At 28.4% G+C, this 23,260-nt stretch carries 19 protein-coding genes; 4 read left to right on the top strand and 15 right to left on the bottom strand.

Annotated elements, in window-relative coordinates:
* Window positions 1-8 precede the first annotated feature (8 nt).
* The 6 genes from ABGT36_RS02795 to ABGT36_RS02770 all read right to left on the bottom strand — a co-directional run bounded on the left by ABGT36_RS02795 (window position 9) and on the right by ABGT36_RS02770 (window position 7,585).
* Window positions 9-1,205 (bottom strand): MFS transporter, encoded by a 1,197-nt coding sequence (locus ABGT36_RS02795; protein WP_346676704.1) that lies wholly within the window; start codon window positions 1,203-1,205, stop codon window positions 9-11.
* Window positions 1,206-1,422: 217 nt separating this feature from the next.
* Window positions 1,423-3,000, bottom strand: a complete 1,578-nt coding sequence (locus tag ABGT36_RS02790; protein ID WP_346676703.1) for a hypothetical protein — start codon at window positions 2,998-3,000, stop codon at window positions 1,423-1,425.
* Complete coding sequence (locus ABGT36_RS02785; protein WP_346676701.1) at window positions 2,993-3,700, bottom strand: ABC transporter ATP-binding protein; 708 nt, start codon at window positions 3,698-3,700, stop codon at window positions 2,993-2,995. Before ABGT36_RS02785 ends, ABGT36_RS02790 begins: the two co-directional genes overlap by 8 nt.
* A gap of 145 nt (window positions 3,701-3,845) precedes the next feature.
* Window positions 3,846-4,856 (bottom strand): alpha/beta hydrolase-fold protein, encoded by a 1,011-nt coding sequence (locus ABGT36_RS02780; protein ID WP_346676700.1) that lies wholly within the window; start codon window positions 4,854-4,856, stop codon window positions 3,846-3,848.
* A gap of 67 nt (window positions 4,857-4,923) precedes the next feature.
* A complete protein-coding gene (locus ABGT36_RS02775) occupies window positions 4,924-5,514 on the bottom strand; it encodes a TetR/AcrR family transcriptional regulator (protein ID WP_346676699.1) in 591 nt (196 codons plus the stop codon).
* Between the two features lie 148 nt (window positions 5,515-5,662).
* Window positions 5,663-7,585 (bottom strand): FAD-dependent oxidoreductase, encoded by a 1,923-nt coding sequence (locus ABGT36_RS02770; protein ID WP_346676698.1) that lies wholly within the window; start codon window positions 7,583-7,585, stop codon window positions 5,663-5,665.
* A gap of 128 nt (window positions 7,586-7,713) precedes the next feature.
* Here ABGT36_RS02770 and ABGT36_RS02765 point away from each other — a divergent pair, with 128 nt between their 5' ends.
* The gene (locus ABGT36_RS02765; RefSeq protein WP_346676696.1) at window positions 7,714-8,280 is read left to right on the top strand and encodes a TetR/AcrR family transcriptional regulator; all 567 of its coding nucleotides are present in this window, start codon (window positions 7,714-7,716) and stop codon (window positions 8,278-8,280) included.
* 67 nt (window positions 8,281-8,347) lie between these two features.
* Here the strand turns inward: ABGT36_RS02765 and ABGT36_RS02760 are convergent, their stop codons facing one another.
* The 6 genes from ABGT36_RS02760 to ABGT36_RS02735 all read right to left on the bottom strand — a co-directional run bounded on the left by ABGT36_RS02760 (window position 8,348) and on the right by ABGT36_RS02735 (window position 15,766).
* A complete protein-coding gene (locus ABGT36_RS02760) occupies window positions 8,348-10,024 on the bottom strand; it encodes an AAA family ATPase (RefSeq protein WP_346676695.1) in 1,677 nt (558 codons plus the stop codon).
* Window positions 10,025-10,189: 165 nt separating this feature from the next.
* The gene (locus ABGT36_RS02755) at window positions 10,190-10,774 is read right to left on the bottom strand and encodes a hypothetical protein (RefSeq protein ID WP_346676693.1); all 585 of its coding nucleotides are present in this window, start codon (window positions 10,772-10,774) and stop codon (window positions 10,190-10,192) included.
* Between the two features lie 23 nt (window positions 10,775-10,797).
* Window positions 10,798-11,718: a hypothetical protein gene (locus ABGT36_RS02750; RefSeq protein ID WP_346676691.1), complete on the bottom strand. Its 921-nt coding sequence runs from the start codon at window positions 11,716-11,718 to the stop codon at window positions 10,798-10,800.
* A gap of 551 nt (window positions 11,719-12,269) precedes the next feature.
* Complete coding sequence (gene rlmD / locus ABGT36_RS02745) at window positions 12,270-13,409, bottom strand: 23S rRNA (uracil(1939)-C(5))-methyltransferase RlmD (RefSeq protein ID WP_346676689.1); 1,140 nt, start codon at window positions 13,407-13,409, stop codon at window positions 12,270-12,272.
* 56 nt (window positions 13,410-13,465) lie between these two features.
* Window positions 13,466-14,197: a helix-turn-helix domain-containing protein gene (locus ABGT36_RS02740; RefSeq protein ID WP_087375005.1), complete on the bottom strand. Its 732-nt coding sequence runs from the start codon at window positions 14,195-14,197 to the stop codon at window positions 13,466-13,468.
* A 108-nt stretch (window positions 14,198-14,305) separates the two neighbouring features.
* Entirely contained in the window at window positions 14,306-15,766 is a 1,461-nt protein-coding gene (locus ABGT36_RS02735; RefSeq protein ID WP_346676687.1) for a DUF1846 domain-containing protein, read from the bottom strand.
* A gap of 197 nt (window positions 15,767-15,963) precedes the next feature.
* Here ABGT36_RS02735 and ABGT36_RS02730 point away from each other — a divergent pair, with 197 nt between their 5' ends.
* Complete coding sequence (locus ABGT36_RS02730) at window positions 15,964-16,140, top strand: hypothetical protein (RefSeq protein ID WP_204215340.1); 177 nt, start codon at window positions 15,964-15,966, stop codon at window positions 16,138-16,140.
* Between the two features lie 50 nt (window positions 16,141-16,190).
* On the opposite strand, the gene ABGT36_RS02725 is transcribed toward ABGT36_RS02730, so the two are convergent.
* The gene (locus ABGT36_RS02725) at window positions 16,191-18,230 is read right to left on the bottom strand and encodes a TIM-barrel domain-containing protein (RefSeq protein WP_346676685.1); all 2,040 of its coding nucleotides are present in this window, start codon (window positions 18,228-18,230) and stop codon (window positions 16,191-16,193) included.
* Window positions 18,231-18,341: 111 nt separating this feature from the next.
* Here ABGT36_RS02725 and ABGT36_RS02720 point away from each other — a divergent pair, with 111 nt between their 5' ends.
* A complete protein-coding gene (locus ABGT36_RS02720; RefSeq protein ID WP_087374784.1) occupies window positions 18,342-19,223 on the top strand; it encodes an AraC family transcriptional regulator in 882 nt (293 codons plus the stop codon).
* Between the two features lie 137 nt (window positions 19,224-19,360).
* Window positions 19,361-20,638 carry a PTS sugar transporter subunit IIC gene (locus ABGT36_RS02715; protein WP_087374782.1) on the top strand — a complete coding sequence of 426 codons (1,278 nt, stop codon included), beginning with the start codon at window positions 19,361-19,363 and terminating at the stop codon, window positions 20,636-20,638.
* A gap of 84 nt (window positions 20,639-20,722) precedes the next feature.
* Here the strand turns inward: ABGT36_RS02715 and ABGT36_RS02710 are convergent, their stop codons facing one another.
* Both ABGT36_RS02710 and ABGT36_RS02705 read right to left on the bottom strand, forming a co-directional pair.
* Complete coding sequence (locus ABGT36_RS02710) at window positions 20,723-22,501, bottom strand: MutS-related protein (RefSeq protein WP_346676684.1); 1,779 nt, start codon at window positions 22,499-22,501, stop codon at window positions 20,723-20,725.
* Between the two features lie 12 nt (window positions 22,502-22,513).
* Complete coding sequence (locus ABGT36_RS02705; RefSeq protein ID WP_087303283.1) at window positions 22,514-23,260, bottom strand: HAD-IIB family hydrolase; 747 nt, start codon at window positions 23,258-23,260, stop codon at window positions 22,514-22,516.

Genomic DNA, 23,260 nt, shown 5'->3' with positions numbered 1-23,260 from the left:
CTTTAGCCCTAATTAAATAATTTTTTATCGTTACCACTACTTATTTTAAAGAAAATAACTAAAATCAAAGCAACTAACATCCACCCAAAACAAATTAGATAAAGATTAGAATATGTAGTTACATCTAAGATATTACCAGCAACATTTTGAAAAATAATAGCTACTAAATTCTTCAATGTTGCTACATATGCCAAAGCAGTAATTTGCTGATTTTCATCAATTAAAGTATTAATAACTTTTAGATTTATCATAATATACAACATTCCTGAAGGATGTTTAGCTAAAAATGTTATCAACAAAATAAAGATCAATGGTAAATCAAAACCATATACCGCACATTGTAAACAAACCATACTAATAGAAATAATTAATAAAGTTTTATTTGCAATTTTATCCATAAAACGATTAGAAAATAAAACTAAAGGTGCTTCACAAAATACTGCAATTGATAAAATAGTCGATGTAACATCAACATCTAACCCTTTATCCGTCAGCATTGAAGGAACAAAGGTATTTGACATATTAGTAACACCATAAAAAATTGCACATATAGCTAAATAATAAACAAACTTTTTATTTTTAAAAAGCGTCATTGTCTTTACTTTTTCATTTTCCTTAGCAGCTTCTTTTTTTATATCCGGCTCAGTCCCAACCAGCCCAATTATACATAAAATCATTGTTAAAACAAAAACAATAAAAATAGCTTGTGGAGCTACTAAATCATACAGTATTCCTGCAAATTGAGAACCTAAAGCATAACCAATTGTTCCCCAAATTCTAATTTTTCCATATTGATATGGTGAAGCTGTCGCAATTTTTTCCATTACTGGGTTAACACCATTGATCATCATTAATACAACACTATAACTAACAGCAATCATAAACAAGCTATTAGATACCATAAATACAATACCACCAATAGCTACAATAACAAATAAAATAGCATTAACTTTCTTAATATCAAATTCATCATTCCATTTTCCAATAATTGGCTGTGTTATCATCGAAGTTAAAAATGAAGCTGATACCACTAAAGAAACATCGCTGGCTTTAAAACCCCGATCCATTAAATACACTGAAATAAGAGCACTAAATAATGCCCATGATAAATAATAAAAGTTATACATCAAAAAATAACTTAAATAACTATTTTTATAACACTTAAGTAAACTTCTTTTTTCTACTCTTTTTAATAAACCATCCATGTCTTTGTTCCTCCTTGAAAAAAGAATAACAAAAACAAATAGCTATCAAAATAGTATCTAAGTACTTTAAAATCATATTCATAAAAAATAAGTTATATTAACATAATTTTGTAAATAATATTTACAAAAAAAGATTATCCTATTTTATAAGATAATCTTAATTACAAATCAATCTTGTTTTATATAGCAAAAAAGATTGAAACGTCATTTTAAATTATTATTGACGAAGCCGAAATGTTTTTGAGGCATAACGATATACTAATGTACTAGCAATAATTATATAGACAATACAAAAAGTAATCATGATAAGTCCAAATACAAAAGCATTCATTTTTAAATAAATAAAGGCAAAACAAACCAAATAAGTTATTGACATAACAATGCTATAAGTACTACTCTTAGTTTCTGTCATACTATTATACGGTTGTAAAAGATAATAACAAGTCAGATAATGAATTGAAAAGAAAATACTTGTTGCGATAATACAAATAAAAACGATTGGATAAATCCATGGATTAGTATTTTTGTCAGTTATATATATTAAAAGCGGAAGTCCGATTGCTATAACCGATGCTGGCATTAAATTAATAATGATGATATCTCGTAAACGCAAATAAAATAAAGAAATAATAACATCTTTACGACGATAAAATGAATATGTCAGCATACTATGATCACAATTTCGAAACATTGCTTGAACAACTGATTTTCCAGAATTAAAAGAATAAATAATAAATACAAAATATGGTAAAAAATTTAATAATAAGCTATTAATTTCATAGTGTACTTTAGGAAAAGAAAGTAATGCTATGATCGCTGCAATCAATAAACCCAATGTAAAAATAGTGATTCTTTTAGCACTGCGCCATAATAATTTTTGATGACGTTTTACAAATAACTCATTAAAATAAGCATATCCTTTTTTCTTACTAGTAATTGATACATCATTACTAATAGAATCTAAATAGCTACTATTAGTAATTTCTTTTATTGAAGTATTAATATTTGAAAATTTTTGTCCTAATAAGACCTGATACATTGGCCGGTATAAAGAAAAATTATAGATATAAATAAACCCAATAATTCCTAAAGACATAATAGCCAATATAACAATGCTTATAAATATTGGTAAAACCAAACCGGTAATAAAAGGTAAATATGCTAATAAATAGCAAATTGCAATTATTGACCAGACTGCTTTAACCGGACTATTTTCGTTACGAATTTTTCCTTTTGTTTTATATTGATAAAGTGAATAACAACTAGAAATAATTTTAGCACCACAAACAGCTAGAGGTACTAATAAGCAAAAATACAGTGGTAACCCAAAAGTAATATTAGCATAAATTAAAAATCCTAAAAAACCAATTATAATTTTTAATAATTCATACAAATAATTAGTAATTGTATATTTAGCAGCATTCATACGCATTAAAATAATACTATAATACTTATCACGTCCTGGTTCAAAAAGACGATTATTACTAACAGCTCCCGCTATAGTTAAAAACAATAATATATTTAGAAAAAATGCCGGCTGTAAACTACTATCTATATTACTAAATAAAATCGGTATGATAAAAAATAATCCAAGATATAATCCTTTATATAAAAATATTGTAATAATCTCCCATAATAATGAAATAACACTAGCAATAGCTTTTAAACTCTTACTTGCATATAATGAAACAGGTAGAATTCTTTTTATTAATGGTAATTGTTTTAAGGAATAGATAATTGTATTGACCCGATAAGTAATTTGCAATCTAAAAGCAATCCAAAATGTTTTAATCATAATCTTCCTCCCTTAGCATTGCTAAAATCTTATCTTTAAATTCATCATTATCTAATTGATCTTTGGATACCTCTTGTAATTTACCATGATTTAAAATGACGATTTCATCACATAAATCCAATGCTAATTCCATAATATGAGTAGATAAAATCAAAATACAATCTTCTTTTAAATGACGTAAAACATTTTTCATTTCCTCAGCAACCACAACATCTAATGAAGTAAGTGGCTCATCTAAAAGTAAAACATTAGGTTTTAAAATAATATTAATCAACATTTGCATTTTATTTTTCATCCCATGAGAAAAATCTTTTAATAAGCGATCACGATCTTCTTTTTTTATATTAATATAATCAAAATACTCATCAATAGTTTTTAAATTAACAATTTGTTTTTCATTAATTTCTAAAAAGAATTTTAAAAACTCACGAGCAGTTAAAAACTCAGGAACAGCAGGTGTTGAAAGTACATATCCAATATCTTCGATTTCAAGACGTCTTTGATTATCATTTTCTTTTAATAGTACAGTTCCGTTATCCATTATTATATCTTGATTAAGACAATTAAATAATGTTGTCTTACCAGCTCCATTTCGACCTAATAATCCATATATTTTCCCCAACTTAAATGTATAATTAATGTCTTTTAATACTTCTTTTTTTTCAAAACTTTTTTGTAAGTGTTCAATAATTAATTCCATAGAATTCTCCTTATCCAATAATATATTTTATTATATCTTATCTATCGATATTTTAAAATCTATCATAATAAAAATGCCATATCATCCATAACTTTTCATTAAAAAGTTACTGATACAGCATTTACAATATCAATTAAATAATAACTTATCTATTCCAGAAAAAACATAGACCATTATAAGTATATTCATTACTTGCAGTAGCATCATGACTATAGCCTTCTCGTTGTAAAAATACTACATTTCCATCTGCTTTTGAAGTTGCCAGACGAAAAATATCATTTGATCCATCAGTCATTGCATTAATTTGATTTTTAAAAGAATTATAAGCAAAATCATCAGTACCAGATGCTGCAAAAATAAAGAAATCTTCAGGACCATAGCCTTGGTTGCTTACTAGATCAGCCATATAATCACCATCTGAAGTATAGCTGCCACTCATTGGCATAAAATAACGGAAATAATCTAAACAATAACGAAAAGTACACCAAGTATTAACTGAACCCATTGAAAAGCCGCCAAACCCTCTATGATTATGACTAGCTTTTAATCCTTCTGGTGTTGTTTCAGTAGCATAAGTACTATATTGACTTTCTACTGCCGATATTAGATCATTAATTAATTCATTATGAAACTGATCAGTTAGCTGTAATGCTAAACTATAATCACTACTATCATTTTCACTAGTATTGTTATAAGTTGGAAAAACAAGGATCATCGGCTGCATTTTGCCATCTTCTATAGCGTGATCTACTACATTTTTAAATGAACTAGGATTTTGAGCAGTTCCCATTATCGTAGTTTCATTGCTCCAGCCACCGTGGCTAAGATAAAATATGTTATATTTTTGATCATTTGAATATCCATAGGGTAAATATACCCATGCATTTTTTTCTAGCGGCTGACTATGATCTTCATAGCTAAAAGATTCCCAAGTTTCATATGTCAGCTTATTTATTGTTCCTTGCTGTTTTGCAGGTGTTTCATAATTTTCTAGTATATATTCAAGTTCAGTTGGAATAGTTCCACTTAATTGTCCACTTTCCATATCATTAACCTCACTAGTATTTGATTCATTACTTTCATTAATTGATCCACAACCACTTACCATACATAATACTATATACAAGATAACTACTTTAAAAGCTTTTCTTTTCATCTTTTTATTAACACTCCTTCCATCTTTTACTACCATTAATCTAATTATCATAAAATATTGTTAATCTTTAGATTTGATAGTGTGATAAAGAATCTCGAAGCTGTCCTTGACAATACTTTTTAAGTAACTCTACTGGCGCACTAGCCCCATTTAAAATTCCCCAAGTCAAAACAATACCATAATACTGTGACACAATCGCATCAGATAGCTGTTTTACTGGTGTTTCTTTTGAAAGTTCACCAGCATCAATAGCCTGATTCAATAAATCACTTATGATATTATAGTCGTAAAGTAACTTCTCTTTTCCTCCTTGATCTTCTGGTTCTACTACAGTCTTTATCCATTGTTGACAAATTTTAAGACCAGTTTGCTCAATATATTCCATCGATCCAATTAGAAAAGAAGTAATTCGATCACCTATATCCCCATTTAATTCCACCGATCTTTTATAAATTTCATCATAATTAGATTTAGCAATCTCACTAACAACATCTTCTTTACGTTTAAAATAAGTATAGAAAGTTCCCTTTGCTACTTTGGCTTCTTTAGTTATATCGTCAATAGTAACATTTTTAAAGCCATTTTTTTCAATCAATCTTTTAGCTGCCACAATTACTTTAAGCCGTGTTTGCATAGCAGCAATTTGTCTTTTACCCATCGCCAAAACGAACCACCTTTCTTTTATCTTTATTTCAGTATAATAAGTCACTGACTTAAAGTTAATGACTTATTATAAATCATTAATACAATATAATTATTATTTAACAAAAAAAGATAGCATCATTAGCTATCTTTTCCATTATTTATTATTCCATTACTCTAATTGCATGATATCCTTCATGAATTGCTGTTAAGATCTTTCTTGGTGCAACGGCATCACCAATTACAACAACTTTATCATCATACTCTTCTTCTAATAAATCTTCTAATTGATTATTAGGTTTAAATCCAGCTGCATTTAAAACAGTATCACAGCTAACTGTATGAACTTCACCGTCTTTTTCATATGTGATACTATCATCACTTATTTTAGTAACTTTTGCTCCTGTTACAACATTTACACCACGATCTTTGATCATATTGCGCAAATGCTGATCATTATTTAAACAATGATTAGCTAAAGCTAAAATATCTGGCAACATTTCAATCAAAACAGTATTTTTACCTTGACCAGCTAAGTCGCAAGCAGCTTCACTACCAGCTAAACCAGCACCAATAATAACTACATTATCACCTGTTGTTACTTGATGAGTTAAATAATCAGTCGCTAATACTGTTTTTTCTATTCCTTCAATAGGAGGCATTGCTGGATTAGCACCAGTAGCTAAAATAATTCGATCATAATCTAACCCTTTGATATTATCTTTAGTAGCCGCTTTATTTAAAGAAATATTAACACCTAACTTATGACATTGTGTTTCTAGATAAGTAATTAATTTTAATACATCAGCTTTAAAATCAGGTCCACCAGCAGGCCATAATGTCCCACCTAATTTATCAGCTTTTTCCCAAAGATCAACTTCAAAGCCACGTCTTTTAGCAGTAATTGCTGCTTCCATTCCTGCAGGTCCACCACCAATAATTAATACTTTTCGTTTTAATCCAGTATCTGCTGGTAAAGCATATTCTTTTTCAGCATAGCAAGTAGGATTTACTGCACAGTAATAATGTTTTCCGCTAAATCCAGATAAAAGACATTCATTACATCCAACACATGGAGTGATATCTTCAAGTTGATTTTTCTTAACTTTATTTACCCAGTGTGGATCAGCAAGCATTTCATGTCCTAAACCAACATAATCAAGAATACCATCATTAACTACTTTTTCAGCTAATTTAGGATCAAATAATTTTCCATCCCCTAATACTGGTACACTGACAACATCTTTAATAGCTTTTTGAACATCTAATTTATGTCCAGGTTTTGAATAAACTGTCGTAATTGCCTGATACCATTCTTCATAACATCCAGTATCAACATGCAAAGCATCTACACCAGCTTTTTCTAATATTTTAGCCATTTCGATACCTTCGCTTAAATCTCTAAATCCTTCTACTCTTTGATCAGGAGTAAATTTAACTAATAATGGTACTGTATCAGGAATATTCTTTTTAATTGCTTCAATACATTCTAATGTAAAACGCATTCTATTTTCTAAAGAACCACCATATTCATCAGTTCTATTATTCCATTGTTTTGATTGGAATTGATCCAATAAATACCCACCATAAGCATGTAATTCAACCGCATCAGCACCAGCCATAACTGCAAGTGATGCAGAATATCCAACTTTTCCAACTAAGTATTGAATATCTTCTTTAGTAAATGGTTTACAAATTAAATCAGGAAACCAGAAAGACCCAACACTACCAGCACTATAAGGTGGTGTAAAAGGATCAGTAAATTGTTGTCTACCTAATCCTGGTGACAATTGAACACATACTTTAGCACCATAATGATGACAACGATCAATTAACATATTTAATCTTTCTACATGATGAAAATCTGATAATTCTGTACAAGGACGTGGTTCATATTTTGTAGAAACAACATTAGCACCAGTAATAATTAAACCAGCTCCCCCTTTTGCTCTTTCCATAAAATAATTGATGGCATCAATATTATATGCACCATCCGCTTCACCAGTTGTCCCCATTGGTGACATAAATACACGATTTTTCAACTTCATTTTTCCAATATAAGTTTTGTCAAATAACACATTTTTCATAGCCGTTTTCCTCCATTTAATTACTTTACTTGAGTAAAGTATATCATTTACCATAGTAAATGTAAAGGGTTACAAAATAAACGTTTTACATATCTTCAAAATCATTTATAATATGTTTAGGTGATTTTATGACAACAAAAGATAAAATTTTAAAACAAACATATAAACTTTATCAAGAAAAAGGTTTTAATAACGTTACAATCCAGGATATTTGTAAAAAAACTAACATTACAAAACCAACTTTTTACAAATACTTTAAAAATAAAGAAGATACTATCATTCATTTATATGATGATATAACTAAAGAAATTTCTAGTAATGTTCCCCAACTAATATTAGCTAATAACTATTATGAACAACTATTGCTTTGTTTTCTTTCTTTAGTTAAACAAAGCCAAGATATCGGCTTTAATATTATTGGTCAGATGTTTAAAATAAATCTTGATAATGATCAAGGAAGTTTTGATTTTAGAGATGATTTTTCAGCAATCTGTATTGCAATAACAAAAAAAGGACAAGAAGCAGATCAATTTTTAAACAAACGTAATCCCTATGATTTATATAAAACCCTAAGTTATGCTTTTACCGGATTTGAAATGATGTGGTGTATAAAAAAAGGTGATTTTGATTTTGAAACAGAAGTAAAAAATGCTATTCAAACAATTTATCAAGTTGACAAAAAACTATATAAATAATTAAAAAGCAGTATATTTAAATGTATACTGCTTAATACTTTGGCTATTCATCACTTTTTATAGCCATTTATGCTTTTGTAATTATACATTGTTTTTTATAAAAAGATATTCCATAGCCAATTACATTTTCATATCCTTCATCACGTAATCCTTCAATATATCGCTTTTCAATAATCTGATTACTTGCCTCTTTGCTATCTTTTCTTAGCTCTTTAATACTATTTGAATGTTTGCATTCAATAATAATCGCTAGATCATCAATATCCATTGGCAATACCGCTAAATCAAATCTCCCTTCTCCGCTTTCTCGATTCGATTCTACTTTATACCCATCGGCATTTAAAAATCCTACCATAAATCCATGATAAAAACTTTCATAATTATCATAGTAGCTGATACTACTTTTTAAAACCTGATTTAATGTCTTCTGAGCCCTCTTTTCCTGATTATCAAGAAGATTGTTTATAAACTCATTTCTTCTTTCTCTTTGATAACTTTCAAACCATTTCATAAAGATATTTTCATAAATCTTTTTTACTTCTTTATTGGGAATGACCAGCTTATAGGTATCTTCTACTAGTTCATTATTTTCATATACTTTCTCTTTGATTTTTAAATATCCGGTAAACAGCAGAAAGCTATAAACATTATCATTCATATCTTTGCTGCTTTTAAAATTCATTTCTCGATACGTTAACTCTGGTGCTATCTTTTTTATGATGCTTTTTCCATTGATCAGTTCTTCAAATTCTTCTTTCATCTTCATTGTTGCATTTTCAATATACTGTCTTACTAAATCATTGCTGCTGGTATTGGCCCAGAAGGATATTGCATGAAAATCTTTATCTCCTAATAATTCCTTTATATAATTTAGAACGCTCCAGGGATTATAAATTTCTGTTTTATCAAATAAATAACCATCATACCAGTCTTTTATCTCATCGCGTTTATTTATCAGATCATAATAATCTAATAAATCATCGATTTCTTCTTGGGTAAAACCAAAACAATCACAGGCATACTGGCTCGTTATTGATCTTATTGTAAAGTTATTTAATCCCGTAAAGATGCTTTCCTTGGCAATTCGTAAACAGCCAGTAAGTACCCCTCTTTCCAATGCATCATTGGTTTTAAGAGCTGATGAAAAAACACTTCTTAAAAAATCAACCATTTCATCATAATAACCATTATTATAGGCACTTTGTAATGGTACATCATATTCATCAATTAATATAATAACCCTTTGTTGATAATATTTATATAAACAATTCGATAAAATTTTTAATGAATTTTTCAATTGCACTTCATCTGGTTTTAAAAATCTAAAATCGTTTAAAATATTATAATCAGCCTCATCAATAATAGAACTATCTAATAACTCTATATTTTTTAATATCAGTTCTTTAATAAGAATGACAAATTGCTTTTTTTGATCTTCAAAATTTAAATACTGCATATCTTTTAAAGTCAAAAAGATAACCGGATACTGGTTTTGATGTTTTAGGATTTCTTTATCTTTTGATATATTCAATCCTTCAAATAAATAACTGTTTTCTTTTTCTTTGTTTGAAAAGAAATAATAAAGCATACTTAGATTCAATGTCTTTCCAAATCTTCTCGCTCTGGTATACAGCATTACTTTATCTGATAATACATCTTCAATAAGTCTTGTTTTATCAACATAATAATAATTATTATCCAGTAATTCTTTGAAATTTTCAGTTCCAGTACTTATTCGCTTCATTATTATCTTTCCTTTCTTCTAGTAATTTTTACTACCAATATTATAACATGCTCATTTATAAAAGTCATTTTGTGGATTACGACATAAAAACTAAAAATAATTAACATTAATCTTTAAATAATAACACAATGAAATCATATTTATTATCTTAATATAATTACTAGATTAATTAGCAAAATCATCATTTATATATTTACGAATGATTCGTTTTGTCTTTTCAATAGATCGTGGAGCATTTTCTTTACTAAAATATTCAATATTATCTACCTCTACGACTACTTCATGATCATCATCACCTGCCGGTACTAATACTAAATCACCAATTTCTATACTATCATCATCTGTCAAATAATAATAACTCTTATATCCGCCTTTAAAAATAACACTACAAAAAATATATTCTGATTTACGTCGTTTCACTTTACCAAAAACAAACGGGTTAAACATTTCTTGCATATTATAGTATTTAATAAAATTAGTTATTGTTTCTACAAAATATAAAAAATCTTCTGGTAAACCATTTTTATCATAACTACCTGTAATAATCCGGCTGGGACTTTTTGTATAATCAATAGTTATAATATAATCTCTGGTCTCATTTGGGTTTTCAATAACATCCTCAAAATTACCTTTAATATGTTTAAATAATTTTCTTGCATCGAACCTTTCAAGCAGATTCACAATCCCATCATTAATCTTATATTTAAAAGTAATATTGCTATCAGTGCCAATATTTTGAATATATTCCAATGTTCCGCTTTTCCTATCGATAATCAGACATTCACTATAATCCCATGTAATAAAATCTTTCTTAACTTCTTTTGGTTTTTGATCAAGTTTTTTTTAGTAACTCGATGATAGTTTATTGTGATTTTATTAATTACATCGGGTTTAGCATTACCATCAAATACATACAAATCATTCATACCGACAATTTCACGAATAAGATTAGACAAATCAGTACCTTCATAATCAAATTCAGCACAAAGCGAGCCATAAAACTTATAAGTAATTCCTTCAGTATTAGTCAATTCCATTACCCAATTTCCAATGTCTGTAGCAAAAACTTCTGTATATTCTCTATTAAAATATGTTTCAATTGCCCTAAATAATCTTTTGACATCTTCCTTTTCAATTTTAAAACTCTTGCTTCGTATTTTCTTATGTTTTATACTATTATGACCAAAATTATATCCTAAAAACAAGACTTGCCCATCATTATTGATTGTAAGGTGCTGTTCCACTTCATCATCAGGTTCTGGCATACAAGAAAAACAAACATTATTTGATACAATCCGGATCTTTTTTAATGTACCTTTAAATACAAATTGATTTTCTTGGCAAAGCAAAGCCAATCGACTTAGCGCAAGAATAAACCATGCCCGATTTTGAGGATTTAAAATTTCAGCTGAATCGTATGCCCAATGATTAAAATATCTCCATCGTAAATAAATTGCTGATCCCAATAAAGGAATATCTGTAATATCATCAATGATTTTATTTAACGTTTCAGGATCATATATTGCCAACCCATATTTTTCTTTAAAAGCTTTACCACAATCTATATTAAAACCTAGAGCAATGCACTCGTCAGCCATCCAATGATCAAGCAATTCTATGTAATTAATATCACAATCACGAAATTTATCACACCATTTAATAGCAAAATCATATATTTGTTTCACTGTTGCCATTAGCATCCCTCCAAGCATTTAACTTTTTCTTTTATAATCATATCATAAACTTGTATAAAAAATAAAAAAGACTAGTAAAACGCAACGATCCAAATTAGTTTATTTAATGATATCTTATAATTATTACAATAAATCCAACTAATTTACGAATGCAAAACATTGAACGTACAAGAAACAGAATTTTATATTCACAAAATAGATGTGAAAATTACGATTTAGACAAGGAATACACAGATTCAATAAAAATGAAAAAATCAGTTTTATTATTTGGCTATGATGAAACAGATAAATTTGAAAAATAAAAGGGAGGAAAATGCAGCCAGACGCTATTTCTCCTCACAAAATTTTAAAAAGGATTCGAACTTTTAATATCGAACCCTCAGTACATTTTAAAACGATTTTATTAGATTCTCACCAGATTTTATAATACCAAAAAGATTACCTATTGTTACAAATTAGGAGAGTTTTATTTACAACAATTTTGGTAATCTTATTTTAACTTTTATATAAAGACAACATTCTAGAAAAAGTACCTAAAATTAATGATTTTACTAGTCTTTCCTTTGTATCAACACAATAGTCTCCACATGTGCAGTATGGGGAAACATATCAACTGGTATCATAGTATTACCTTGATATCCTAACTTAGAAAAATATTTTAAATCTCTAACTTGAGTAGTTGGATTGCAAGAAATATAAACTACTTTTTTTGGTTTTAAAATCTTTATGGCATCCATAAACTCTTTAGTACTACCACTTCTAGGTGGATCCATAATTACACAATCGATTGGATATTTTTCACTAGCTAATTTTTTCATAAAATCAGTTGCATCATCATTATAAAATCTAATATTATTTATTTTATTAGCTTTTGCATTATTAATAGCATCTTTAATAGCATCTTTATTTAACTCAACACCAATAACTTCTTTAGCCTGTTTAGAAACTGCCATCCCAATTGTACCAATACCACAATAAGCATCTATAGCTGTTTCATTACCTTTTAGTTCTAATAAATCAATTGCTGTTTGATATAATTTTTCACACTGTACATGATTTATCTGATAAAAAGATTTAGGTGAAATCTTGAATTTCAATCCACATAATTCATCTACTATAAATCCTTTACCATATAAAACCTTTTCTTCATTACCTAAAACAACACTAGTCTTTCTTTTATTAACATTTAAAACTACTGTTTTAATACTAGGAAACGTTTTTACTAGTTCATTACAAAAATTCTTAGAACCTTTAAAAACATTATCATTACATACTAAAACAACCATAGTTTGATCACTAACTACTGCTCGGCGAATTAAAACATGTCGCAATAAGCCACGACCACGATCTTCATCATAAATACTAACACGATATCGTTTCAATAAAGATTGAATCTTTTTAATAATGGCATCACTAACTTCTTCATGAAGCAAACAGCGATCATAAGGAATTATTCGATGACTATCTTCTTGATAAAAACCAAACTCATATTTTTGATTAAAAGCTACAATGATCTTATTACGATATTGATATGGATTTTCCATTTTAATGATGTCGACAACCCGATAATTATTTAACTGATTCTTTTTTAATAACTCTTTACAATAATCAGTTTTTATTTTTAACTGCGATGTATAATCATTATTAATATATTTACAACTACCACATTTTTTTACTATTGAACATTTCATCTTATCACCGCCCTAAGTATAACATAACATTAATAAATTGCACTAAAAAATGATGCCTAAGCATCATCTTTTTGATTACGTTTTTTTCTTCGATAATTATAATAATTAACTATTGCATAATAAACTGGTATTGTTAAGAAAATTATCCAGGTTGGTGACCAGACATATTCAAAGAAACCTTCATATAAAAAGTATAATAGCGCTAATACCGGATATGGAAACTGATTGAGATCACGATGTTTAATGGCGGCAATAGCCCCATCAATCAAAGGAATAATTAATAACATTATCCATAAAGGATGCCATAAAGATGTATAAGCACTGCAGGCAATATAAATTACAATAATAATTAACGCAAACGGAAATTTAGTTGGTTTTTCATACTGTAATTTTTCCCAATCATAATCAATATTATTATCTTTATCCTTAGCATTATCAATATGGATACCATCCCAACCGACATGAACTTCACTGCCATCTTTATCAATTACATGAACTCCATGTCTTAAACTAACATGAACTTTTTCAGCTTTTTCTTCTTTAACTGTATCATCTTGATTTAATTTAGCACTTTCAAATTCATCTTGATCTGTTTTTAATAAATCATCTAATGACATATGATAAATCTTAGCAAGCATGATTAAATTATCAGTATCTGGTGAAGCTTCAGCCCGCTCCCATTTACTAACAGCTTGACGACTAATTCCTAATTTATTGGCCAATGCTTCTTGTGATAAATTGTTTTCTTTTCTTAGTTTAACAAGACGATTTGCTATTTCTATATTCATATTTCTATTCCTCCCTAAGTCACCTTTATTATTATCAAAACCGCTTTGTTTTAGCTACATATTTTAGTTTTCAAAAGCGCAACTAGCGGTTGCATTAGGGTTTACCAGTTATTGTTTTTTAGCATTATATGTAATTTGAATACCTAAGCTTGAAAATACTTTAGCATCCATTGGTCCAATTGAAGAAGTAATATGTGCTTGAGTTCCATTTAATTTTGGTAATTGTTGTAAAGCCAATTTAGCCTCATTATTATCAACTGCACTTAATGATAAAGCAATTAAAATCTCATCACTATGTAAACGCGGATTAATACTTCCTAAATATTCTGTTTTTAAGTGTTGAATTGGTCCAAAAGCAGATGGTGAAATTAATAAAGTATCATCATCGATATTAGCTAAATATTTAAGAGCATTGATTAATATTGCTGAACAAGAACCCATAAAATCAGATGTTCTTCCAGTAATAATTGTTCCATCTTCAAGTTCAATTGCTCCTGCAAAACATCCAGCTTCTTTTGCTTTTTGGTTAGCAGCAGCAACACATTTACGATCTTCAACAACAACTTTTGCTTGATTCATTACCAATTCTTGTTTATTAACTTCATCAATACTGCATTCTTCACGAACATAACGATTCATTGTGTTATAGTAACGACGAATAATTTCCTGACGACTTGCTTCACGACAAGCTTCATCATCACTAATACATAAACCAGCCATGTTAACTCCCATATCTGTTGGTGAATTATATGGACTAGTTCCATAAATTTCTTCAAACATATTTTTTAATACTGGAAATATTTCGATATCACGATTATAATTAACAGTTACTTTATTATAAGCTTCTAAATGAAATGGATCGATCATATTAACATCATTTAAATCAGCTGTTGCTGCTTCATAAGCTAAGTTAACAGGATGATTTAATGATAAATTCCAAATTGGGAATGTTTCAAATTTCGCATACCCTGCTTTAACCCCTCTAATATGTTCATGATATAACTGAGATAAACAAGTAGCCATTTTTCCACTTCCAGGACCTGGTGCTGTTACAACTACTAATGGCTTAGTTGTTTCAATATAATCATTTTTACCAAAACCTTCACTACTAATAATTCTTTTAGTATTTGTTGGATAACCATCAATTAAATAATGTAAATAAACATTGATGTTTCTATTTTCTAAACGAGTTTTAAAAACATCGGCTGCTTTTTGTCCATCATATTGAGTAATAACAACACTACCTACATATAATCCTTTTTCTCGATATACTTCAATTAAACGAATTACATCATTATCATAAGTAATCCCTAAATCACCACGAACTTTATTACGTTCAATATCACTAGCAGAAATAGCGATAACTACTTCAGCTTGATCTTTTAATTGCAATAACATTTGTAATTTACTATCTGGTGCAAATCCAGGTAAAACTCTTGATGCATGATAATCATCAAACAATTTACCACCGAACTCCAAGTATAATTTATCGCCAAACTGAGCAATTCTTTCTTTAATATGTGATGATTGCATTTTTAAATATTTGTCATTATCAAATCCAATTTTCATACTTACCTCCGTCAATTATTTTACTTTATTTATCTTATAATTACATAAATTTTAACATAAGACTATCTAAATTCAGTATATTATCATATTTTTAATCATTTGTAACATCTTTTTTCACTTATTAATAATAATTTTATCCATTTTAGATAATTTCATGATAAAATTTAAAAAAAGATAACCAAAAGGAGCCTAAAACAATGTCAGATAATAAAAACAAAACAACAATTGTTCATAAAACCGTAAAATCAGGAATTACATTTGGTAGTGCCTTAGCCATGGTAATTAGCTATACTACCTGGAAATCAATTGGCTGGGCAATTATTCACGGTCTTTTAAGCTGGATTTATGTTATCTATTTTATTATTAGATATTAAAAGCGATAAGCATACATACTTATCGCCAGATATTAAGGGAGTGTTTTTAATTATAATAAAGTTACTTTTTTACTTGTACAATGACATTCATTATTATTAACAGTTATTTTATGGAAATGTTCTTCACGTTCCATATCAGTAGTATAACCATCATCATCATACAATACATATTCTATTGGATCTTTTACATAACTTAATAAATATAAGTTATCGAAATCCATATCTTTTGTTGTTAAAGCTGGTTTAGCCATTGGAACAACATGATTTTTACGAATAAAGAAAATTAATTCATTTAATGCCACATTAATATAATGATCACCTTTACTCATTTCAACTTCTTCATAATCATCTAATGAACGATATTTAATCATCTTCATATCTTCTGGTAAATAAACATAACGTCCGCGACAATTTTGTTCATAAACTGGTGCAATCATTATTGATTCACCAACCATCAACTGATCTTCAATATTATATGTTCTTGCATCATCTTCATATACAAATGATAATGGTTTAAAGTATGAATCGTTATTTAATGCCGCTTTAACAAATTCACTATACAAATATGGAATTAGTGCATATCTTAATTCAACCAAATTTTTAAATGTTTCAGTATGATTAAATACATATAGTTCTTGTGCTCGACGACTTTGAGAATGATTACGCATCAATGGTGTAAAAATACCAAATTCTACCCATCTAGTCATTAATTCTTCATTAGTATCACTACCAAAACCACCGATATCAGAACCAGTATATAAGAAACCACACATATTGATATTTGGCATTTGATGTATACTTAATTTTAAATGTGACCACCAGGCATGGTTATCACCAGTCCAAATACCACTATAACGATGCATACCTATCATAGAAGAACGTGAGAAAAATAAAATTCTTTTATCTGGTGACATTCTTTCAAATGCTTCTCCAGCAGCTCTAGATAAATTATAACCATATAAATTATGAACCTTATCATGTCTAACTTTTTTACCATTAATATCATGATAGAAAAGCTGATAATCTTTAGGATTACTCGAAAGCGTTGAGAATTTTTTACGCATTCCAAAATAAGTCTGTAAATCAAGTTCTGATCCTCTTAAACGATCTACCATTTCATACGCTTCATTCAATCTTTCATCAGTGTAGAAAATTGATGGTTCATTCATATCATTCCAAATTCCATCAATACCCTTATCTAATAAAAATTTATATTGATCACCAAACCATTTACGATGCTCATCATTTAATACATCTACTAAATGACAATATCCAGGCCAAACCCCACATTTAAAATCATTACCATTTGCATCTTTACAAAAATGATTTCCTTTAACACCTTCTTCATAGATATTGTAACCTGGTTTTACTTTGATTCCAGCATCAATAATCGGTACTAAATGAATCCCTTGTTCTTTCATTTCAGAAACTAATCCTTCAAAATTAGGTAAATTTTTACGATTAATTGTAAAACTTGAATATTCATCCATATAATCAATATCCATATAAATAGCATCTAAAGGAATTTTAGCTTCCTGATATTTTTTAGCAATTTCTCTAAAATCATCTTCTGTCTTATAAAACCAGCGACTTTGATGATACCCAAAAGCCCATTTTGGGGGAATGTAACTACGACCTATCATAGCTCTAAATTGAGTAACAATATCTTGCATACTCGTACCATCAATAATATAAACATCTAAATCTTGATCATCACTAGTTACAATTAATTTATCGATATCAGTTTCTCCTACATCAAAACTGATTATTCCAGCCACATCAAAGAAAACCCCAAAAGTTTCTTTTCCTTTAATCAACATAAAATTATGAGCTGCATATAAACTATTACGATCTTCAGTATGACGAGAACCATCCATACATCTAGAAATATAAGTGAAATTTCTTTTATTAATTCCATTAATATTTTCACCTAAACCATAAACTACATCTTGAGGATCCATTTGATAAGTAAATACTAATTTTTCTTCATTTGTAACTGTAAACTTATCAATTGTCTCTAAACTAATATCACATTTGTTGATAACTGTATCTGTTTCTATTGGATTTCCAAATCTAAATCTTTTAATCATGAAAATTCTCCTTTCCTATCGCCTATAAAAATATTATAATAATTTAGATAAATATTCTTGTGCATTTTACACCTCAAAATATAACAAATTTGACAATAAGGAGCTAAAATCATGAAAATAATGAAAGAAAAACGTAGCCATGGTAATCACCTGTTTCCATTTGCTTTTTATAATTTGATTGCTGAAAAAGACATGGAAGCCTGTTATTTACATTGGCATGAAGAGGTAGAATGGATTTATGTATATATTGGCAAGATTTCTCTTTTTATTGACGGTAAAGAAAAAATCATCACTCAAGGACAGCTAGCAATAATTGAACCTTTTTTATTGCATTATATTGTTGCAAAAGAAGATTGCCACTATTTTTCCTGTGTTTTTAAAAAAGAATTATTAAAATTTGAAATTGAAGATGTTAACACTTATCAACATATAATACCATATATTAATAATGAATTAGTTATCAAAAGTCCAATTACAATTGATGATGATAATATTGAAGAGATGTTTTTAAGAATTGTTACTATATACAATCATGAAACAATTACCCATCAATTAGAAATTAGAATATATTTATTAATAATCTTTAAATACTTTATTGATCATCAGCTTTTAATAACTAATGATTACAGTAAACATAATTTAGAAGCAATAGAAATTGTTTTAAAATATATTGAAGAGCACTATGATGAAAAAATCACTAGTCAAATGTTAGCTAAGTTATTAAATTATAATCATCAATATTTTTCAAGATTCTTTAAAGATAATACTGGTTATACCCCAATTGAATATATTAATAAATATCGAATTGATATGGCTTGTGAAGAACTTTTAGATGAAAAAAAATCAATTTTAGATATCAGCATTGCCTGTGGTTTTGATAGTTGCAGCTATTTTATAAAAAAATTTAAGGCTTTAAAAAATATTTCACCTAGTAAATACCGTAAATTATTACTAGCAAATTATCAAAAAAAGCCATCTAGATATGACAAATAGGATTGAAAAAATCAAATTTGTTATATTTTTCTCTCTATATCGAGCAAGTATTTGTAAGCGCTTTGAAATATAATAGTGCTTAGTTAAACACGATATACAAATTCTAGATACGTATATTAAAATATCGGGAGGAAAATATGAACAAGAAATTTGAAGCTATTTTTGATAAAATCAATCCAATTATTACTAAAATTTCATCAAACAAATTTTTAACAGGGCTATCTGGGGGAATGATGGCTACATTACCAATTACTGTTGTTGGTTCATTTGCTTTATTATTAGCGGTTGTTCCAATGGGACCAATCTCTACTTTTATTAATGATTCAGGCTTAGCTACTGTTTTTACTACTGTTAATACTTATACAATGGGATTATTAGCAGTCTACATGGTTTTCTTTATTACTAAAAATCTAGTCAATCAATACATGGATAAAGATGACGGTATGACCGCTGCTGCAATTGCATTTCTTTGCTTTTTGATTGTTACTCCAATAGGAACTACTAGTGATGAAGTTAGTGCAATTCCTACTACCTGGTTAGGTTCTCAAGGAGCTTTTACCGCTATAATCGTTGCTACTGTTACTACTTTTATCTATAAGTATACTAAAGATCATAATTTAACTATTAAAATGCCAGATGGTGTACCTCCAATGGTATCTAATGTTTTTGCTGGATTAATTCCCTTTGTTTTAATTTCAGTTTTATTCATGGCAATAAATTATGTTTTTTCACTTACAAGTATTGGCTGTTTACACCAAGCAGTTTATTCATTATTACAAGTACCTTTACAATCATTAGGTGGTAGTATCTGGGCTGTTTTATTTGTTGCTTTTTTAGCTCAAGTATTGTGGTTCTTTGGAATTCATGGACAAAACGTTTTAGCACCTTTTTATCAACCAATCTGGCTTGCAATGGATGCTGCAAATTTAGCTGCATTTTCTACTGGAGCTGCTGAACCAAATATTGTTGGTTATGCTTTCTTTAGTATTTTCTATTTTGGTGGTTGTCAAATTGCTTTATGTTTATTATTGTTTAGAGCTAAATCAAAACAATTTAGAGAATTTGGTAAACTAGGAATTGGACCTGCAATCTTTGGAATCGGTGAACCATTAAACTTTGGGATGCCTTTAATTTTAAACTTTAAATTCATTGTTCCATTTTTATTAAATGGAGTCGTTGGTTTAGCTGTAGCATATATTGCTATTGCAGTAGGTTTAGTACCACATTTAAACGGTTCTGCTTACGTTTTCGGTTTACCATTTGGAGTTGCTGCTTTTATCCAGGGAGGATGGAAAGTCGTTGCCTTAGCTGTAGTTACTAATATTATTATTCCATATTTTATGTGGATGCCTTGGGTTAAAATAGCTGATAAAGAGGCATATAAACAAGAACAAAGCGCAATTAGCGCAGAATAAAAGATCCATAATGAAGTGACTTTATTATTTGAATTTACAAATAACTATTAGTCATTTCAAAGGATCTTTTTTTATCTAAAATAATTATTCAATTATTCCGACCATCTTTAATAAATACTGAGCATTTGTCGTCTTACTGCGACCATCTTTGATACGATAATCAAATTTAATTTTATCATCTTGATAATATTCTTCAAAATGATAATTTTTACATGATACATCATTTTCTAATTCACATAGTTCAAAATCATGAGTTGTAATTAGAGTAAATATGTTATTTGAAGATAACTGTTTAACCGTTTCTCGCGCTCCAATTATTCGATCAGCTGAATTAGTACCTTTAAATATCTCATCAATTAAAGCAATCATTACTTTTCCAGTACGATTTTCTTCAACAATTTCTTTAATTCTAAGTAACTCCCCATAAAAAGTTGAAATTCCTTCAATATCATCTTCAATTCGCATCGATGTGAATAACTGCATCAACGAACAAGTAAATGACTTAGCCATTACCGGTCCACCAGCATAAGCTAAAACTAAGTTGATTCCTACCGTTCTTAAAAATGTAGTTTTTCCAGACATATTAGAACCAGTTATTATTGCTACTTGACGTTCCATTTTAAAACTATTAGCAACCGCTTCATTGCTAACTAGTAAAGGATGATAAGCATCTTGAAACTCTAAAACCGGTTTATGTTCATCAACTATTGATGGCATTGATACACCTGTTTTAGTCTGGATTAAAACTTGTAAACTAATAAGTGATTCTAACTCACCAATTTGCTTTAACCAATGTTCTAACTGATTTCCATGATCATCAATCCATTGATTTAAACGACTATAACAATTACGATCCCATAATAATAATCCATTTAGTAATAAAAAAGCTAATAAATTATTACGCTGTTTGATCATATCACTAATCTTTTTTAACTCTCTTAAATGCAATAAAGCTGCTTGTAAATCAGTTTTTATAATTTGTAAGTGATTAGTATTAAAGTCACTTCCACTAATTAAATTACAAACATTTAAATAATATTCAAGTGATGATGATAGTTTTGCACTGCAATCAAATAAATTTCGATTTTTTAATAACATTAAAGCAGCAAAAAATAATTGTCCCATAATTAATAATGGTACTAAAATTATCATATATTGAAAACCGATTTTAAAACAAAACAAAAGTATTGCCACAATTGTAATTACTGGGATTAGATAATTTAAAAAAGTTAGTTTATTACTACTATTATGATCCTTTATCAGTTTTAAAAAATCATTAACCGCTCTTTCACCTAGATAATATTCTTTTGTCATCTTACCATAAGTTTCTGTTTCTAAAACAAAATCAAGTTTTTCACCAAGTTCTTCAACTGCTTGTTGTTCTTGAATAATAGCTTTATAATCAAAAGATTTTCTCGTTAACTTATCAATCAAACGTTTTTTCCCAAGTGATGAAGTTGCCGTATTTAAAAATTGATACAAAGAATTTTGACCTGCAAGATCCAAATCTTTAACTGGCCCACTCATTTCACTAAAAAACTCACTACCAGTTTCTTCAAACTCTTTCCAATCATGATTAAAACGTTGTAAATAACGTAAAACAACCTGAGCTTTTGCCTTTAAATAAGAAAGCTTTTGATTTAGCTTATTATAATAATAAACTAAACCCATAAATATAACTAATAGCAAAAAACACACATAAACCAGCAAGTCGATCTTATAAAAATAACTTACTAACAATAAGACAATAATGCTCAAACCAACTAATAATCTTAACATTGAAATCTTAAAGGTAGCTGATTCTAACTGCTTAATTTGTTTATCAAGGTTATCTTTTTGACTTGTAAAATATTCTAATTTCATCTTTCCTCCAAATCAATCCATTAAGATACTTATACATCCATCAAGACCATCAACCAGATATTTAGCTTCTTGCTTTACTTTTTCAGGACTACGATTAAAAGTAAAAGCTTCATCTACAACTTTCAACATTGGTATATCATTATAAGAATCACCAATTACAGCCATATCCTTACTATCAATATTAAAATGATCAATAATTGTTAAGATACCATTTCCTTTTGAACAACCAAGTGGTGCAAAATCTAGATGACATTCATTTTGATATACATCAATATACTTACCAAAACGCTCTTTTATTTTTAAATATTCTTTACCAGCTATTTCATCATCTTCAAAATGCAATGAAAAAGCCTCATATTCATCGCCAATTTCATCAAGTGAATCAATATTATGATGATTAATATAATCATCAACTGGATTTAAAATATAAGTATCCTCTAAATAAACAATACTAGTATTAACTAATGGATAATCCTTTAATATTTCACTTACTAAAGATTTATTAATAAATTTTTGAAAAATAACATTGCCCTGTTTATCTAAGATTTTAGCTCCAGAACAAAGAATATAAAAATCATATTCAATACCTTCACTATTCCAATTAATAACTCCATTATAACTACGTCCAGTACAAACACCAAATAAATTCCCTTGAGCCTGGAATTTTTTGATTGCCTGAACATCTTCTAATCGATAATAACTTTTTTCTTGATCATGAAACAATAAAGTATTATCAAAATCACTTGCAAGTATTTTCAT

It is taken from the genome of Erysipelatoclostridium sp. An173, assembly GCF_963931465.1.
In the GTDB taxonomy this organism is placed as follows: Bacteria; Bacillota_I; Bacilli_A; order Erysipelotrichales; family Coprobacillaceae; genus Thomasclavelia; species Thomasclavelia merdavium.
Note: the sequence above shows the minus strand (reverse complement) of the source record. Positions and strands in the feature narration are given on the sequence as shown.

Excerpts from the sequence above, each read along its gene's own strand:
- ABGT36_RS02705 (WP_087303283.1), bottom strand. The coding sequence starts at position 23,260 with ATGAAAATACTTGCAAGTGATTTTGATAATACTTTATTGTTTCATGAT.
- ABGT36_RS02720 (WP_087374784.1), top strand. The coding sequence starts at position 18,342 with ATGAAAATAATGAAAGAAAAACGTAGCCATGGTAATCACCTGTTTCCA.
- ABGT36_RS02790 (WP_346676703.1), bottom strand. The coding sequence starts at position 3,000 with ATGATTAAAACATTTTGGATTGCTTTTAGATTGCAAATTACTTATCGG.
- ABGT36_RS02735 (WP_346676687.1), bottom strand. The coding sequence starts at position 15,766 with ATGAAAATTGGATTTGATAATGACAAATATTTAAAAATGCAATCATCA.
- ABGT36_RS02730 (WP_204215340.1), top strand. The coding sequence starts at position 15,964 with ATGTCAGATAATAAAAACAAAACAACAATTGTTCATAAAACCGTAAAA.
- ABGT36_RS02740 (WP_087375005.1), bottom strand. The coding sequence starts at position 14,197 with ATGAATATAGAAATAGCAAATCGTCTTGTTAAACTAAGAAAAGAAAAC.
- ABGT36_RS02725 (WP_346676685.1), bottom strand. The coding sequence starts at position 18,230 with ATGATTAAAAGATTTAGATTTGGAAATCCAATAGAAACAGATACAGTT.
- ABGT36_RS02760 (WP_346676695.1), bottom strand. The coding sequence starts at position 10,024 with ATGAAGCGAATAAGTACTGGAACTGAAAATTTCAAAGAATTACTGGAT.
- ABGT36_RS02710 (WP_346676684.1), bottom strand. The coding sequence starts at position 22,501 with ATGAAATTAGAATATTTTACAAGTCAAAAAGATAACCTTGATAAACAA.
- ABGT36_RS02785 (WP_346676701.1), bottom strand. The coding sequence starts at position 3,700 with ATGGAATTAATTATTGAACACTTACAAAAAAGTTTTGAAAAAAAAGAA.
- ABGT36_RS02780 (WP_346676700.1), bottom strand. The coding sequence starts at position 4,856 with ATGAAAAGAAAAGCTTTTAAAGTAGTTATCTTGTATATAGTATTATGT.
- ABGT36_RS02795 (WP_346676704.1), bottom strand. The coding sequence starts at position 1,205 with ATGGATGGTTTATTAAAAAGAGTAGAAAAAAGAAGTTTACTTAAGTGT.
- ABGT36_RS02750 (WP_346676691.1), bottom strand. The coding sequence starts at position 11,718 with ATGGCAACAGTGAAACAAATATATGATTTTGCTATTAAATGGTGTGAT.
- ABGT36_RS02770 (WP_346676698.1), bottom strand. The coding sequence starts at position 7,585 with ATGAAAAATGTGTTATTTGACAAAACTTATATTGGAAAAATGAAGTTG.
- ABGT36_RS02715 (WP_087374782.1), top strand. The coding sequence starts at position 19,361 with ATGAACAAGAAATTTGAAGCTATTTTTGATAAAATCAATCCAATTATT.
- rlmD (WP_346676689.1), bottom strand. The coding sequence starts at position 13,409 with ATGAAATGTTCAATAGTAAAAAAATGTGGTAGTTGTAAATATATTAAT.
- ABGT36_RS02775 (WP_346676699.1), bottom strand. The coding sequence starts at position 5,514 with ATGGGTAAAAGACAAATTGCTGCTATGCAAACACGGCTTAAAGTAATT.
- ABGT36_RS02765 (WP_346676696.1), top strand. The coding sequence starts at position 7,714 with ATGACAACAAAAGATAAAATTTTAAAACAAACATATAAACTTTATCAA.